This is a genomic window from Streptomyces sp. NPDC001903 (assembly GCF_042891345.1).
Classification (GTDB): Bacteria; Actinomycetota; Actinomycetes; order Streptomycetales; family Streptomycetaceae; genus Streptomyces.
The window spans coordinates 56,565-71,590 of record NZ_JBIASZ010000022.1 but is presented as its reverse complement, the minus strand read 5'-3'; the positions used below and the strand labels follow the sequence as shown (position 1 = coordinate 71,590).

The 15,026-nt window shown below is 74.3% G+C and carries 12 protein-coding genes; 5 read left to right on the top strand and 7 right to left on the bottom strand.

From position 1 onward, the window contains the following. Positions 1-20 precede the first annotated feature (20 nt). Both ACFYZS_RS34730 and ACFYZS_RS34725 read right to left on the bottom strand, forming a co-directional pair. Positions 21-857, bottom strand: a complete 837-nt coding sequence (locus ACFYZS_RS34730; RefSeq protein ID WP_389021674.1) for a ketose-bisphosphate aldolase — start codon at positions 855-857, stop codon at positions 21-23. Beyond that, positions 854-1,756: an SIS domain-containing protein gene (locus ACFYZS_RS34725; RefSeq protein WP_389021672.1), complete on the bottom strand. Its 903-nt coding sequence runs from the start codon at positions 1,754-1,756 to the stop codon at positions 854-856. The genes ACFYZS_RS34730 and ACFYZS_RS34725 overlap by 4 nt, the downstream gene beginning before the upstream one ends. Positions 1,757-1,906: 150 nt before the next feature. Here ACFYZS_RS34725 and ACFYZS_RS34720 point away from each other — a divergent pair, with 150 nt between their 5' ends. Further along, positions 1,907-2,686, top strand: a complete 780-nt coding sequence (locus tag ACFYZS_RS34720) for a DeoR/GlpR family DNA-binding transcription regulator (protein WP_389021669.1) — start codon at positions 1,907-1,909, stop codon at positions 2,684-2,686. 42 nt (positions 2,687-2,728) lie between these two features. Here ACFYZS_RS34720 and ACFYZS_RS34715 read toward each other — a convergent pair whose 3' ends face one another. The 3 genes from ACFYZS_RS34715 to tdh form a co-directional block, all read right to left on the bottom strand. After that, positions 2,729-3,643, bottom strand: coding sequence for a LysR substrate-binding domain-containing protein (locus ACFYZS_RS34715; RefSeq protein ID WP_389021667.1), 915 nt, complete (start codon positions 3,641-3,643; stop codon positions 2,729-2,731). A 55-nt stretch (positions 3,644-3,698) separates the two neighbouring features. After that, positions 3,699-4,907, bottom strand: coding sequence for a glycine C-acetyltransferase (locus ACFYZS_RS34710; protein ID WP_389021664.1), 1,209 nt, complete (start codon positions 4,905-4,907; stop codon positions 3,699-3,701). Positions 4,908-5,071: 164 nt separating this feature from the next. Then, complete coding sequence (tdh, locus tag ACFYZS_RS34705; protein WP_352217266.1) at positions 5,072-6,100, bottom strand: L-threonine 3-dehydrogenase; 1,029 nt, start codon at positions 6,098-6,100, stop codon at positions 5,072-5,074. 216 nt (positions 6,101-6,316) lie between these two features. Here tdh and ACFYZS_RS34700 point away from each other — a divergent pair, with 216 nt between their 5' ends. After that, positions 6,317-7,225, top strand: a complete 909-nt coding sequence (locus ACFYZS_RS34700) for an alpha/beta hydrolase fold domain-containing protein (RefSeq protein WP_389021662.1) — start codon at positions 6,317-6,319, stop codon at positions 7,223-7,225. A 42-nt stretch (positions 7,226-7,267) separates the two neighbouring features. On the opposite strand, the gene ACFYZS_RS34695 is transcribed toward ACFYZS_RS34700, so the two are convergent. Then, on the bottom strand, positions 7,268-8,233 hold the full coding sequence (locus tag ACFYZS_RS34695) for a methyltransferase domain-containing protein (RefSeq protein WP_389021659.1): 966 nt from the start codon (positions 8,231-8,233) through the stop codon (positions 7,268-7,270). 106 nt (positions 8,234-8,339) lie between these two features. Further along, positions 8,340-9,272: a LysR family transcriptional regulator gene (locus tag ACFYZS_RS34690; RefSeq protein WP_389021656.1), complete on the bottom strand. Its 933-nt coding sequence runs from the start codon at positions 9,270-9,272 to the stop codon at positions 8,340-8,342. Between the two features lie 218 nt (positions 9,273-9,490). On the opposite strand from ACFYZS_RS34690, the gene ACFYZS_RS34685 reads away from it, so the two are divergent. From ACFYZS_RS34685 to ACFYZS_RS34675, 3 genes are all read left to right on the top strand, one after another. Beyond that, positions 9,491-10,930: an MFS transporter gene (locus tag ACFYZS_RS34685; RefSeq protein WP_389021854.1), complete on the top strand. Its 1,440-nt coding sequence runs from the start codon at positions 9,491-9,493 to the stop codon at positions 10,928-10,930. Then, positions 10,899-13,079, top strand: a complete 2,181-nt coding sequence (locus ACFYZS_RS34680) for a SpoIIE family protein phosphatase (protein WP_389021653.1) — start codon at positions 10,899-10,901, stop codon at positions 13,077-13,079. The genes ACFYZS_RS34685 and ACFYZS_RS34680 overlap by 32 nt, the downstream gene beginning before the upstream one ends. Positions 13,080-13,578: 499 nt before the next feature. Further along, positions 13,579-14,985, top strand: a complete 1,407-nt coding sequence (locus ACFYZS_RS34675) for an APC family permease (protein ID WP_389021650.1) — start codon at positions 13,579-13,581, stop codon at positions 14,983-14,985. Positions 14,986-15,026 lie beyond the last annotated feature (41 nt).

Below are 15,026 nucleotides of genomic sequence, written 5' to 3'. Positions count from 1 at the left end.
GGCGCCGCCGCGGCCCGCCGTCAGTTCAGCGCCGTGATCATCGACGCGGCGGTCGCCGTCATCGCCGTACGGGCCGCCGTCAGGTAGGGCCGGGGGTCCGCCGAGGTCAGGTGGGTGCGGATCGCCTCCGTCATGGCCAGGTTCAGCGCGGTCCCGATGTTGACCTTGCGGATGCCGCCCGCCACCGCCGCCGCGAGCTCCGTGTCCGGCAGCCCCGAGGAGCCGTGCAGCACCAGCGGCACGTCCACGGTCTTGGCCAGCCGCGCCAGCAGCGCGTGGTCCAGCTCGGCGGTACGGCTGGTCATCGCGTGGCTGCTGCCGACCGCCACGGCCAGCGCGTCGACCCCCGAGTCGGCCACGAACCGCCGGGCCTCGTCCGGGTCCGTCCGGGCTCCCGGCGCGTGCGGGTCCAGCGGGGCGGCGCCGTTCTTCCCGCCCACCTCGCCCAGCTCGGCCTCGATCCACAGCCCGTTGGCGTGCGCCCAGTCGGCCGCGGAGCGCGTGGCCTCCAGGTTCTCCGCGTACGGGAGCTGCGCCGCGTCGTACATCACCGAGCTGAACCCGGCGTCCGCGGCCTGCCGGAGCAGGTCGGGGCTCTTGACGTGGTCCAGGTGCAGGCCGACCGGGACCCCGGCGGCCTGCGCGCACGCGGCGGCGGCGCGCGAGATCGGCAGCAGCTGCCCGCCGCGGAATTTCACGGCGTTCTCGCTCAGCTGGAGGATGACCGGCAGGCCCACCCGCTCCGCCCCGGCGACGACGGCCTCGGCGTGCTCCAGCGTGATGATGTTGAACGCGGCGACGGCGCGGCCCGCGGCGGCCGCGTCGAGGACGAGCCTCCCGGCGGAGACCAGGCTCATCGGACGGCCTCCTCACCGGCGGTGAGGATCACCGAGCGGGTCAGGTTCCGCGGCTGGTCCGGATCGAGGCCCTGGTGGGCCGCCACCGCGATCGCCAGCCGGTGGACCCGTACCAGCTCGGCGAGCGGGTCGAGGCGGGCGGGCACCCACTGGCCGCCGGTGGCCCGCACCTGCTCGGCGAGCCCCGCGGGCGCCTCGCCGAGCGACCAGGTGAGGGTGCCGGGCCCGGTGACGCTGATCGGCCCGTGCCGGTACTCCATCGCCGGATACGACTCGGCCCAGGAGAGGGAGGCCTCGCGCATCTTCAGCGCCGCCTCGTGCGCGAGGCCCACGCTCCAGCCGCGGCCGAGGAAGGTGAACTGGCCCCGGCTCGCCGCGAGTTCGGGCAGCGGCTCGGCGAGCGCGGTCCGGGCGTCCGCGACGGCGGCCGGGGTGTGCAGACCGAAGTGCGCGCGCAGCAGGGTCAGGGCGGTGGTGGCGAAGCGGGTCTGGACGACGGACTGCTCGTCGGCGAAGTCGAGTACGACGAGCTCGTCGGCGAGGGTCATCGCCGGGGTCGCCGGGTCCCCGATGACGGCGGTGGTCCGCGCTCCGGTGTCCCGCAGTCCGGCCAGCAGGTCGAGCACCTCGGTGGTGGTGCCGGACCGGGTGAGCGCGACGACCCGGTCGTAGCGGCGGTGCAGGGGGAACTCGGAGGCGGGGAAGGCGTCGCTCTCGCCCTGGCCCATCTCCTCGCGCAGGGCGGCGGCCGCCTGGGCCATGTAGTACGAGGTCCCGCACCCGACGAACGCGGTACGCTCCCCCGGCCGCGGCAGCAACGCCCGCTGGGACGGGGCCAGTTCGGCGGCCCGCTCCCAGCACTCGGGCTGCGTGCCCAACTCGTACGCGACGTGGCTCATGCCGGCTCCCTGGCGTGGTGGGTGCAGTTTCCTGCAAGGTAGCGGCCCATTTCACGCAACTTCAAGCACCCAGAGGGGTTGATCTCCTGAGTTAATGTCGACGCGTAGGCCGTTGGAGCACACCCGAGGGGGTCGATCACCGTGGGGTCCATGACCCGCAAGGAGCGCTGGCAGGCGCTGCTGGACCAGCTGGTGGAGCGGGGCGAGCTGGAGGTCGAGCCGGCGGCGGAGGCCCTGGGGGTGTCCGCCGCGACCATCCGCCGCGATCTCGACCAGCTGGCCGAACAGCAGCTGCTGGTCCGCACGCGGGGCGGGGCGGTGGTGCACGGCGTCAGCTACGAACTCCCGCTGCGCTACCGCACGTCGCGCCGCGCCGCCGAGAAGCACCGGATCAGCGAGGCGGTGGCGGAGCTGATCGCCCCGGGCGAGGTGATCGGCCTGACGGGCGGCACGACGACCACGGAGGTGGCCCGCGCCCTGGCCGGCCGCCCGGACCTGGCGACGGGCTCGCCGGCGCTGACGGTGGTGACCAACGCACTCAACATCGCGGGCGAGCTCGTCATCAGACCGCAGTTCAAGATCGTCCTGACGGGCGGGGTCGCCCGCCCCCAGTCGTACGAGCTGACGGGCCCGCTGGCCCAGCAGGTGCTGGGCCAGCTGACGATGGACACGGCGGTGGTCGGCGTGGACGCCTTCGACCCCGCCGACGGCGCGGCGACCCGCCACGAGGACGAGGCGGCGATGAACCGCCTCCTGTGCGAGCGGGCCCGACGAGTGGTGATCGCGGCGGACTCCAGCAAGCTCGCGGTCCGCGCGTTCGCCCGCATCTGCCCGACGCGTTCGGTGGACGTCCTGGTGACGGACACGGCCCTTCCGGACCGGGTGGCGGCGCAGTTCGAGGCCGCGGGGGTGGAGGTACGGAGGGTCTGACGACCCGCCCCGGCCCAGCCGGCCCACCGCCCCACCGGCCCCTCAGTGCGTCGGCAGGCGTTCCGCCTCCCGTGACAGGGCGGCCAGGATCGGGGCGATCAGGGGGTGGGACCCCGCCCCTCGGCGGGTCGCCGCGAAGACCCTCCGGGTGGGCGTCGATCCCGACACCGGGCGGACCTGGACCTCCTTGAGGTCCATGCCGCGCAGCGCCGAGCGCGGGACCAGCGCCACCCCGGCCCCGGCACCCACCAGGGCCGTCACGGCGCGGAAATCGTCCGAGGAGTGCACGAACCGGGGCTGGAAGCCCGCCAGTTCGCAGGCGAGCAGGGTCACGTCGTGGCACGGGTTCCCGGGGTACTGGCCCACCCAGTCCGCGTCGGAGAGGTCCGCCAGCGGAACCTCGGGGAGGTCGGCCAGGGGGTGTCCCGAGGGCAGCACCGCGTCGAAGGGCTCCGCGTACAGCGGCAGCACCGAGAGGCGGCCGTCGTCGGCGCCGGGGGCGCCGCGGTACTCCACCGCCAGCGCGAGGTCGGCCTCGCCGTCGAGCAGCAGCGGCAGGCTCTGATCGCCTTCCGCGTCCCGTACGCGCAGGCGGATGCCCGGGTGCTCGCGGGCCAGGCGGGCGATCGCGGGGGCGAGGACCTCGGCGATGCCGGTCGCGAAGGCGGCCACGGTCACCTCGCCCGCCGTGCCTCCCGCGTAGGCCGCCAGCTCGGCCTCGGCGCGCTCCAGCTGGGCGAGGACCTCGTGGGCGTGGACGAGCAGGATCTCGCCGGCCGCCGTCAGCCGTACGCCGCGACCGCTGCGGGTCAGCAGCGCGTGCCCGGTCTCCTGTTCCAGCGCCGCGAGCTGCTGGGAGACGGCGGAGGGGGTGAGGTACAGGGCTGCGGCCGCGGCGGTCACCGTACGGTGGTCCGCCACGGCCCGCAGAATGCGCAGCCGGCGGGGGTCGATCACCCCACCATTCTCGCAGGTGGAGCGGCCCGCCCGGGCCGCCCCGGCCCGGGCTGCCTCAGGCCTGCGTGGCCGCCAGGGCGGCACGCGCGTCCGCGAAGGCCGCCACCGCGCGTTCCACGTCCGCCGTGGAGTGGGCCGCCGAGAGCTGGACCCGGATGCGGGCCGCGCCCATCGGGACCACCGGGTAGGAGAAGCCGATGACGTACACGCCGCGCTCCAGCAGCAGCTCCGCCATCTTGGCCGCCTCCGCCGCGTCGCCGATCATCACCGGGGCGATCGCGTGGTCGCCGGGGAGGATCTCGAAACCGGCCTCGGTCATCTTCGTGCGGAAGAGCGCGGTGTTGGCCGCGAGGCGCTCGCGCAGGTCGCCCGCGGACTCCAGCAGGTCCAGGACCTTCAGGGAGGCGGCGGCGATGACCGGGGCGAGGGAGTTCGAGAAGAGGTAGGGGCGCGAGCGCTGGCGCAGCAGCTCGACGATCTCGGCGCGGGCCGCGACGTAGCCGCCGGAGGCGCCGCCCAGGGCCTTGCCGAGGGTGCCGGTGATGATGTCGACGCGGTCCATGACCCCGTGCAGTTCCGGCGTACCGCGGCCGCCGGGGCCGACGAAGCCCACCGCGTGCGAGTCGTCGACCATGACCATGGCGTCGTAGCGCTCGGCCAGGTCGCAGATCTCGGCGAGGGGGGCGACGTACCCGTCCATCGAGAAGACGCCGTCGGTGACGATCAGCTTGCGCCGCGCGCCGCCCTCGGTCGCCTCCTTCAGGCGGGCTTCGAGCTCGGTCATGTCGCGGTTGGCGTACCGGAAGCGGCGGGCCTTGGAGAGGCGGATGCCGTCGATGATCGAGGCGTGGTTGAGGGCGTCGGAGATCACCGCGTCCTCGGCGCCGAGCAGGGTCTCGAAGACGCCGCCGTTGGCATCGAAGCAGGAGGAGTAGAGGATCGTGTCCTCCTGGCCGAGGAACGAGGACAGCCGCGCCTCGAGTTCCTTGTGCACCTCCTGCGTACCGCAGATGAAGCGGACGGAGGCCATGCCGTAGCCCCAGCGGTCCAGCGCGTCCTTCGCCGCGGCGACCACCTCGGGGTGGTCGGCCAGGCCCAGGTAGTTGTTGGCGCAGAAGTTGAGGACCTCGCCGGGGGCGCCGCCCGCGGTGACCGCCACAGCGGCGTTCTGCGGGGTGCCGATGACGCGCTCGGGCTTGTGCAGGCCCGCGGCGCGGATCTCGTCGAGGGTGGTGCGGAGGTCTTCGCGTACGGACTCGAACATGGGCTTCGGCTTCTCCTTGTGCGGCGGACGAAGGGGGCCGGGCCCCGCGGAGGGGGGAGGGTGGGCGGGGCCCGGCCGGAGGGAGATGGTTCGGTGGGACGGGTCGGGGACGGGGAAGGGTGCGGGGCGGTGCCCGCCCTCCCCTTCCGTGTCCCCGGCGGCGGTCAGGCCGTCCAGTCCAGGATGATCTTGCCGCTGCGTGCGGTGGCCGCCTCGTCGAACGCGGCGTCGAAGTCCCGGTGCGAGTAGCGGCCGGTGATGACCGGGCTGAGGTCGAGCCCGCCCTCCAGCAGCACCGTCATCGCGTACCAGGTCTCGAACATCTCGCGGCCGTAGATGCCCTTGATCGTGATCATCGAGGTGACGACCTTCGCCCAGTCCACCGGGAACTCCTGCGCCGGCAGGCCCAGCATGGCGATCCGGCCGCCGTGCGTCATGTTGTCGATCATGTCGCGCATCGCCTCGCCGCGGCCGGACATCTCCAGGCCGATGTCGAAGCCCTCGCGCAGGCCCAGCTGCGCCTGCGCGTCGGCGATCGTCGCCTTCGAGACGTCGAGCGCGAGCGTGGCGCCGGCCTTGCGGGCGATCTCCAGCCGCTCGGGGCTGACGTCGGTGATGACGACGTTGCGCGCACCGGCGTGCTTGGCCACCGCCGCCGCCATGATCCCGATCGGGCCCGCGCCCGTGATCAGTACGTCCTCGCCGACCAGCGGGAACGACAGCGCCGTGTGCACGGCGTTGCCGAACGGGTCGAAGATCGCCGCCACGTCCAGGTCCACGGCGGTCCGGTGCACCCACACGTTCTGGGCGGGCAGGACGACGTACTCGGCGAAGGCGCCGTCTCGCCCGACGCCGAGGCCGACCGTGCTGCGGCACAGGTGGCGTCGCCCGGCCAGGCAGTTGCGGCACTTGCCGCAGACCAGGTGGCCCTCGCCGCTGACCAGCGCGCCGATCTCGATGTCCCGGACGTCAGCGCCGAGCGCGGCGACCTCGCCCACGAACTCGTGGCCGAGCACCAGCGGGGTCTTGACCGCGCCCTGCGCCCAGCCGTCCCAGGAGCGGATGTGCAGGTCCGTGCCGCAGATGCCGGTGCGCAGCACCTTGATCAGCACGTCGCCGGGGCCGTACTCGGGCTCGGGGACGTCCATGAGCCACAGCCCGGGCTCGGCCTTGTGCTTGACGAGTGCCTTCATGGGGGGTGGCTCCAGGCATGCGGAGGGGGCGTTGCAACCACTGGTGCGGGTGCGACGTATCGACAGGCACCAATCTGCCGAGCGCGGAGGTGATCAGTCCATCGAGGATTTCTTAAGCGGGTCGACAGCCCAGCTTCACGCCTATGCTCCTCACGTGAAGGGCTGTGGCCTGGGCAGGGGCCCGCGGCCGGGGCAGGGAATGGGGAGGTGAGGGGCGTGCCGAGTCTGCGCAGCAGGGCGCTGTCGGTCGCGCTGATCGCGGCGGGGCGGCGAAGACGGTTCGCGAGTGCCGAGGCGGTACGGGCACGGGTGGCGGAGACGGCCCGCCGGCCGGCGTCGCACTTGCCGCCGCGCTCACTGGGCCGGGTCGCCGACGTCTCCCGCACCTTCGTCGGTGCCTGGCCGGTGTACGACGCCTCGCCGCGCGGGATCGAGCCCGCGGCCCAGGTGCTGTACGTGCACGGCGGCGGGTACATCAACGAGCTGGTCCGGCCGCACTGGTCGATGATCCGGACCCTGGTCACGGAGGCGCGGGCCCGCGTCGTCGTACCGGCGTACATCCTGGCCCCGCGCGGCACCGCCGACCGGACGGTTCCGGTGGCCGCCGACCTGCTCAGCGGGCTCATCGCGAGCGGCGGGGCGGGCGGCACGGTGCTCGTCGGGGACGCCGCGGGAGCCGGCCTGGCCCTGGCCGCCGCCCAGCGGCTGCGCGACCGCACCGGGGACCAGCCCTCGAGGATCGTGCTGATCTCGCCCTGGCTGGACCTGACCATGAGCCACCCCGACCAGGCGGCGATCGAGGCGGCCGACCCGCTCCATGCCCGGCCGGGGCTGCTGGAGGCCGGCCGGCTGTACGCGGGCACCCTGGCCACCGACGACCCGCGGGTGAGCCCCCTGCACGGCTCCTTCGCGGGGCTGGCGCCGCTGACGGTGTTCACCGGCACCCACGACGTGCTGACCACGGACAGCCGGGAGCTGCTCCGCCGGGCCCGCGCGGACGGGGTCGAGGTGGAGTTCCACGAGGAGCCGGGACTGCCGCACGGATATCCGCTGCTGCCGGTGCCGGAGGGCCGGGCGGCCCGGGACCGGATAGTGGAGCTGATCAGGTCCGCCGCCGACGAGTGACGACGAGCCGTCGGGCCGGGATGCGGGCCGGGGTGCGGGCCGTCATGCCGTGCAGGTCATCAGCGAGCTGATCGGCCAGGCGCGGTAGGCGGTCCAGTACGCCTCGTCGCGCGCACCGTCGGGGGGCGGGGTCCGGTTCGGCTGCCAGCCGACCGTGGAGAAGCCCGCCTCGACGGCGGCCTCGGCGAAGTCGGCGTGCGCCCACTCGCGGAACTCGAAGTCGGCCGGGGGCTGGGTCAGGAACTGCGCCTTCAGCAGCGGCGCGTCGCCTTCCTGTACGCGGTCGACGATCCGGACCCCGTACGGCGACCAGTCGACGTGCGGGAACGCGCCGGCGTTCGGCACGATGGCCAGCAGCCGGCCGCCGTCGCGCAGGTTGGCGCGGATCGAGCGGAACATGGCGTGCAGTGCGGACCGGTCGGTGGCGTGGTTGAACAGGTACACGGCGGTGGCCAGGTCGAAGGGGCCCATCTGCGGCAGCTTGGCCGCGTCGGCGACCAGGTACTCGATGGACGCCGTTTCAATGGAGGCCGTTTCGATCGCCGCCGCTGCGATGGACCCCGTTTCGCTGCACGCCGACTCGGCCGATTCGAAGGACGCCCCCTCCGTGGGCGCCGTCCCGGTGGACGCGGCCGCGATCGGGTCCGCCCCGGCGGCCCCGCGGGTGTACGCGTCCGCTCCGGGCCGCGCCGCCCCGCCCGCCGGACGTACGGCGCCCACCGCGGCCTCCAGCGCGCCCACGCCGTTCCCGCCGATCACCCCGTGCGCACGGGCCAGCCGGATCATCTCCTCCGAGATGTCCACGCCCACGGCCCGCCGGGCCCCGCCGCGGGCCAGCAGCCGCGTGTTGTAGCCGTATCCGCAGGCCAGGTCGAGGGTGTCGAGCCCGCGTACGCCGCCGAGCGCGTCGAGCGCCCCGAGCAGGGTGTGGGTGTCGGCCGCGGAGAAGGCCGCCGTGGTCTTCGACTCCACGAAGCGCTCGCCGATGGTGTCGTACTGGAACCGCATGCTCTGCCTTCCGTGGCGGGGTGGGACGCGTGCGTATCGTGCCCCGGAGCGCGGCCGCCGGGGCCGGGCGCGGCGGCCCGTCCCCCGGACGGGGGAGGCGTTCGGGTCAGTGCGTACGGCGTACGGGGTGCCCGGCGACCGCAGGAAGCAGTTCGCGGGCGCAGCCCCGCAGCCAGGCGTGCGCGGGGTCGGCGTCGTGGCGCGGGTGCCAGGCGATGCCGAAGGGCAGCGTCGGCAGGTCGAGCGGCACCTCGAAGGCCTCCAGCCCCAGCTCGGCGGCGAGCGGCACCGCCTGGGTGGCGATCAGGCCGACGAGGTCGCTCTCGCGCAGCAGGAACAGGGAGGCGGGGTAGGAGCCGACGCTGCCCACCACCCTCCGGGACAGGCCCTGCCGGGCGAGGGCGGCGTCCACGGGGCCCTCCAGCCGGCCGCGCCGGGAGACGATGAGGTGCTCGGCGGCCGCGAACCGGTGCGCGGTCATCCGGCCCCGCAGCAGCGGGTGGCCGGCCCGGGCGACGCCCATCATGCGCTCGTCGAAGAGGCGCTCGACGCGCACCTCGGGGGATCCGGCGTCCACGACGCCGAGTTCGAGGTCGGCGACGCCCTCGCGCAGCGCCGGGGTGTCCACGTGGCTCTCCGACAGGAACCGCAGCCGTACGCCGGGGGCCTCGCGGGCCACCCGGGAGAAGAGCGTGGCCCCGAAGGTGGCGGCGAAGGCGTCGTGGGCCAGCACGGTGAAGGTGCGGGTGAGGGTGGGCAGGTCGACCTGTCCGCCGCTCAGGAAAAGGGCCCGGGCCCGTTCCACGACGGCCCGGACCTCGCCGTGGACGGCGAGGGCGTGCGGGGTGGGGACCATGGTCCGCCCGGCGCGCACCAGCACGGGGTCGCCGAGGGCCTTGCGGATCCGGCCGAGGGTGCGGCTCATGGCGGGCTCGGAGAGGTGCAGGCGGGCGGCCGCGCGGGACACGCTCGACTCCTCCAGGAGGACGTCGAGGGCGACGAGGAGATTGAGGTCCAGGCCGGATTGCGTCACACGCATTCATCCCTTGCAGAACTTGCACTGGAAAGCAGGTCACCCCAACTCTACGGTGGGACACGGGGGATGAAGCCGATCGCGCTCCCCCCTCCCTCACCGTTCACCGTGACCGACTCCGAGGAGGAGCCGTGCTCCGCCATGCCCGCAAGCGGGATCCCGAAGACCCCGACGCCGTCCCGTCCGTCCCGCCCGTCGCGCCCGTCTCGCCCGCCCCTTCCGCCCTGCCCGTCCCGCCCGTCCCGTCCGCCCCGGCGCCCGCCGCCCTCACCCGGCCCGTGCTGCTCGTCCTGTGCGCCTGCGTACTCGTCGCGCAGGCCATGGTCGCCGCCGTCAACCTGCTGATCCCGCAGCTCGCCGCCTCCACCCTGCGGCCCACGCCCGGCCAGCTGGTGTGGGCCGTCGACGCCTACGTCATCGTCTTCGCCGCGCTGCTGATCCCGGCCGGGGCCCTCGGCGACCGGTACGGCCGCAAGGGCGCCCTGCTGGCCGGCCTCGGACTCTTCGCCGCGGGCGGCGCGATCAGCGCGCTCGCCGCGGCCCCCGCGGTGCTCATCGCCGGGCGCGGGCTGTGCGGGGCCGGCGCGGCCCTGATCATGCCCGCCACCATGTCCGTACTGATCCACCTGAGCCCGCCCGAGCGGCGCGGCCAGGCGCTGGCGACCTGGACGCTGTCCGCCGGCCTCGGGGGCCTGGCGGGCAACGTCGGGGGCGGCCTGGCCGGGGAGTACCTGACCTGGCGGGCCCTGTTCTGGGCGGTCGTCCCGCTCGGCGCGCTGCTCGCGCTCGTCGCGGCCCGCACGGTCCCCCGCACTCCGGCCCGGTCCGACGCCTCCGTCGACCCCCTGGGCGCGATACTGCTGGCCGGGGCGCTGCTCGCGGTCGTCTACGGGATCATCGAGGGGCCCTCGTACGGCTGGACCTCCGCGGCGGTGCTGATCGCCTTCGGGACCGGCGCCCTGCTGCTCGCGGCCTTCACCGGCCACGCGCTGCGCGCCGCGCACCCGCTGCTGGACCCGCGGATCTTCACCTCGCCCAAGCTGCGCGCCGGCTCGCTCGGCATCGGCGCCGCCTTCTTCGGGCTCTTCTCCCTCTTCTTCGTCAACGCCCAGTACCTCCAGTACGCGAAGGGCTTCTCGCCCGCCCTCACCGGTCTGGCGATCGTCCCGCTGACCATCGGCATGGCGGTCGTGCCGAAGCTGGGCGCACGCCTGGCGGAGCGGACGGGGCCGCGGCTGCCGGTCGGCGCCGGCCTGGGGCTGATCGGGGCCGGGCTGCTGCTGGTGTCCACCGCCGACGCGGGCACCCCGTACGCCCTGTACGCCTGCCACCTGCTGGTGCTGTCGGTCGGGACCGGCCTGTGCGCGCCCTCGCTGACCCTGACCGTGGTCGCCGAGCTGCCCGCGCACCAGGCCGGGCTGGGCTCCGGGCTCAACACCGCGGCCCGGGAGATCGGCGCCGCGCTGGGGGTGGCGGTGGTCGGCACGGTGCTGGCTTCCCGCTTCCACGGCGATCCGCACGATCCGGCGCAGATCGGCGCCTTCACGGACGCGATGGGGACCGCGCTGCGCACGGTCGCCTCGGTCCTGCTGCTGGCGGCGCTCGCGGTGGTGGCCGGGTACCGGCGCCGGGATGCAGCGTCGGGCGTCGGAGGGGCATGCTGACTGTGTGACGGCGAGACCGGACAGCGGCCCCGCCACCGACGCCACGGTACGGGTGCTCGCGCGGACCTGCGTCGATGCGGTGCAGGCCGTCGGCGGGTTTGCGGGCGGTGTATACCTGCGCTCCGGAGCCGAGGGCCAGTTGCTGCTGGCGGTGGTGACCGGGCTGCCCGGGCGGCTGTTCCGTCCGTGGTGGCGGATGCACGTGAACCGCCCTTATCCGGTCGCCGAGGCCTACCGCTCCGGACAGTCGGTCCACCTGCCCGACGCGGAGGCGTCCATGCGGCGCTTCCCGCAGCTGATGGCCGGGCTGCCGTTCCCCTTCGGATCGCTGTACGAGCCCGTCATGTCCGGCACGCAGCGGTTCGGGGTGCTCTTCGTGCTGCGCCCCGCCACCCCCGGCGCCCCGGTGGACGCGGCCGACCGGGAGCGGCTGCGCAACGCCGCCGACGCGCTGGCCGAGGGGCTCGCCGCGCTCACCACGGCCGGGGAACCGGTGCTCTGGGCGGGCGATCCGGTGGGCGTCCCGCCGCCGGACACCGCGCAGGGAGCCCGCGAGGCCGTGGAGCGGCTCGCCCTCGCCGTGCTCTCCGTGGACCGCGAGGGCAGGATCCGCTACGTCAACCGCGCCGCCGCCGGGCTGCTGGGCCTGGGCGCGGCGGAGCTGCGCGGGCGGGTGCTGTGGCAGGCGGTGCCGTGGCTCGGGCAGCCGGCGTACGAGGACCACTTCCGCGGGGCGTTCATGTCCGGGGAGCCGGTGCGCTTCCCGGCCCGGCGGGGCCGGCAGCCGGACGCGGGCTGGGTGACGGTGGACCTGTACCCGGGTGCGGACGGGGTGACCGTGACGGTCGACTCGGCCGAGCCGCCCGGCTACACCCCGGGGTCGGTGGTCCGCCCGGGCGCGGGCCTGGGTTCGCCGGCCGACCGGGCCTCGGCGCTGTACCGGCCGGTGGCCCTGGCGATCGCGCTGACGGAGGCGGTCACGGCCCGCCAGGTCTCGGCGGTGGTCACGCAGGAGCTGCTGCCCGCCTTCGGCGGCCGCCAGCTGGCGATCTACCTGCTCAACGAACGGCATCTGCACCTGGCGTGGGAGACGGGCTTCCCGCAGGGCTTCCTGGACCGGTTCGACGGGGTGGCGCTGGACGTGCGGCTGCCGGGCGTGGAGACGCTGACCACGGGCCGGCCGATGTTCTTCGAGTCGATGGAGCACCTGGCCAACGCCTATCCGGGGATCCCGCTCGACGCCCACGTCGGGGCCCGCGCCTTCCTCCCCCTGATCGCCTCGGGGCGGCCGGTGGGCTCCTGCATCCTCGGCTTCGACTCCCCGCGCGGCTTCAGCCCGGAGGAGCGCACGGTGCTGACCGCGCTGGCCGGACTGATCGCGCAGGCCCTCGAGCGGGCGCAGCGCTACGACACCGAGGCGGCGCTGGCCCGCGGACTGCAGGCGGCGCTGCTGCCGCACCGGCTGCCGGTGCGCGAGAACGTGGAGACGGTGGGCCGGTACCTGCCGGGCACCCAGGGCATGGACGTGGGCGGCGACTGGTACGACGTGATCGAGACGGGCGAGGGCCTGCTGGCGCTGGTGATCGGGGACGTGCAGGGCCACGGGGTGGCGGCCGCCGCCACGATGGGCCAACTGCGCAGTGCGGTACGGGCCTTCACGCTCGGCGGCAGTCCGCCGGAGCAGGTGGTGTCGGGCACCAACCGGCTGCTGATCGGGCTGGACCCGGGCCAGTTCGCCAGCTGCTGCTACGTGCTGCTCGATCCGGAGTCGGGCCGGGCGCGCGCCGTCCGGGCCGGGCACCCGCAGCCGCTGCTGCGGCACGCGGACGGGCGGGCCGAGGTGCTGGACCTGCCGGGCGGCGTGGTGCTCGGCATCGACGCCGGCGCGACGTACCCGGTGACGGAGCTGCGGCTGGCGGCGGGCGCGGTGCTCGCCCTCTACACCGACGGGCTGGTGGAGGAGGCGGGCAAGGACATCGACCTCGGGGTGGAGAGGCTGCGGGCGGCGCTGGCCCAGGCCCGGCCGTCCCCGCTGACCGAGATGGCCGACCGGCTGGTCGGCGCGGCCGGGGACTCCGCGGACCGGCCGGACGACATCGCCCTGCTGCTGGCGTCGCGTACGGACGGCCGGTCCGCCGCGAGGACCTAGGGGGTGTCTCGCCGATCATGCCGGGCTCGCGGCGGCGAGCACCGCGCCTCGCCGCGTTGTCCTCGGTCGCCGACACTCCGCGTCGCCTCCCTCGTCCGCCTTGCGATCCACGGCGCCCACCGCCGCTCCCTGATCCGGCCCGATCGACAAGACACCCCCTAGGCAGACACCCCCCGGGCCCCCACGGGTGCCCACTCCGTGGGCAGGTGGTGTCGCTGGGGGCACATGTCGGCAAAGCGGAGGAAAATTTGCCCGCCCTCCGCTGCGGTTCCCGCACCCGCACTCCGCGCAGCGTTTACGCGGTCTTAACGCCGCCGTAGGGCCACCGCTGCGCGACGCGACGATGGAATCCGCAGGAGAACTGCTCTTGACCTGCGAATCCCGCAGGGATTCGATGTCGGCCCGGGAGCCACCGAACCACCTTGCTCACCACCGCCTCGGAGGCGATACCGCTCCCGCACCTCAGTTCACCGCACCAGCCGATCGGAACCCCGCACCGATGTCTGAAACGATCAGCGCCCCTCAGGCCCTCGCCCCCGCCACCGGGCCCGTCCCCCAGAAGCTCAAGCGCTCCATCGGCGTCGTCGGCGGCACTCTGCTGACGCTCTCATGCGTGACGCCCGCTTCGACCCTGTTCGTCGTCGTGCCCGACCTGTTCTCCAGCCTCGGCACGTGGACCGCCCTCACGATCGCCATCGGCTCGCTGCTCTGCATCGGCGTCGCGTTCTGCTACTCGGAGCTCGGCACCCTGATCCCCAGCGCGGGCGGCGAGTACGCGATGGTGTCGACCATGGCGGGCCGGCTGGCCGGCTGGCTGGTGTTCGTCCTCTCCCTGCTGGTCGTGATGATCGTGCCGCCCGTGATCGCCATGGGCACCGCCGACTACCTCGCGCCGATCGTGCACATACCGGCCCCGGTCGCGGGTGGCGGCGTGATGCTGCTCGCCACCCTCGCCGGCCTCCTCGACCTGCGGGCCAACGCCTGGATCACCGGCATCTTCCTGGTGCTCGAGGTCGTCGCCGCCGCGCTGGTCGCCGTACTGGGCTTCGCGCACAGCGAGCGCGGCGCCGACGCCCTGGTGCACGGAACGGTCGCGGCCGAGGGCGGCGGCACGTCCACGGTGACCGCGATGATGGTGGTCTCCGGCCTCGCCATCGCCCTGTTCATCACCCAGGGCTTCTCGACCGCCGTCTACCTGTCGGAGGAGCTGGAGAACCCGCGGCGCAACGTGGCCCGCACGGTGCTCGCCACCCTCGCCATCTCCACGGCCGTCATCCTGATCCCGGTCATCGCCATCACCGTCGGCGCCCCCGACCTCTCCGCGCTGACCGAGGGCGACCTCGGCGGGATGGTCACCGCCTGGTCCAACTCGGCCGTCGGCACCTTCGTCAGCCTCTGCGTCGCCCTCGCCATCATCAACGCCGGCATCGTCATGGTGATCCAGAACTCGCGCGTGCTGTTCGCCTCCGCCCGTGACAAGGCCTGGCCCGAGCCGGTCAACCACGCGCTGTCCAAGCTGGGCCGCTTCGGCTCCCCGTGGGTGGCCACCCTCCTGGTCGGCGTCCCGGGCGCGGCGCTGTGCTTCGTCAACCTCGACACCCTCTACGGGGTCACCGGCGTCTCGGTGACCGGCATGTACCTGCTGGTCGCGGTGGCCGCGCTGTTCGCCCGGCGAGGGGCTCACCGCGAGGTGGCCGCCTGGCGGATGCCGCTGTGGCCGGCCGTGCCGATCGTGCTGATCGCCGTACTCGCGTACATCCTGAAGCAGCAGGAGACCCAGTACCTGCTGTGGACCGGCGGGATCGTGGCCGTGGCCACGCTGTACTGGGCGCTGTACCTGCGGCCGCGGCAGGACACCCGCTGGCTGGTCAGCATCCCGGAGGACGACGAGCCCGCCGCCGTCTGACCCGCACTGCCGGGCGGGGCCGTACGGGACCGGTTCCCGCA

Bases quoted from the DNA above. Each gene is read 5' to 3' on its own strand.
- ACFYZS_RS34730 (WP_389021674.1), bottom strand. From the start codon at position 857: ATGAGCCTGGTCTCCGCCGGGAGGCTCGTCCTCGACGCGGCCGCCGCG.
- ACFYZS_RS34725 (WP_389021672.1), bottom strand. From the start codon at position 1,756: ATGAGCCACGTCGCGTACGAGTTGGGCACGCAGCCCGAGTGCTGGGAG.
- ACFYZS_RS34720 (WP_389021669.1), top strand. From the start codon at position 1,907: ATGACCCGCAAGGAGCGCTGGCAGGCGCTGCTGGACCAGCTGGTGGAG.
- ACFYZS_RS34710 (WP_389021664.1), bottom strand. From the start codon at position 4,907: ATGTTCGAGTCCGTACGCGAAGACCTCCGCACCACCCTCGACGAGATC.
- tdh (WP_352217266.1), bottom strand. From the start codon at position 6,100: ATGAAGGCACTCGTCAAGCACAAGGCCGAGCCCGGGCTGTGGCTCATG.
- ACFYZS_RS34695 (WP_389021659.1), bottom strand. From the start codon at position 8,233: ATGCGGTTCCAGTACGACACCATCGGCGAGCGCTTCGTGGAGTCGAAG.
- ACFYZS_RS34690 (WP_389021656.1), bottom strand. From the start codon at position 9,272: ATGCGTGTGACGCAATCCGGCCTGGACCTCAATCTCCTCGTCGCCCTC.
- ACFYZS_RS34680 (WP_389021653.1), top strand. From the start codon at position 10,899: ATGCAGCGTCGGGCGTCGGAGGGGCATGCTGACTGTGTGACGGCGAGA.
- ACFYZS_RS34675 (WP_389021650.1), top strand. From the start codon at position 13,579: ATGTCTGAAACGATCAGCGCCCCTCAGGCCCTCGCCCCCGCCACCGGG.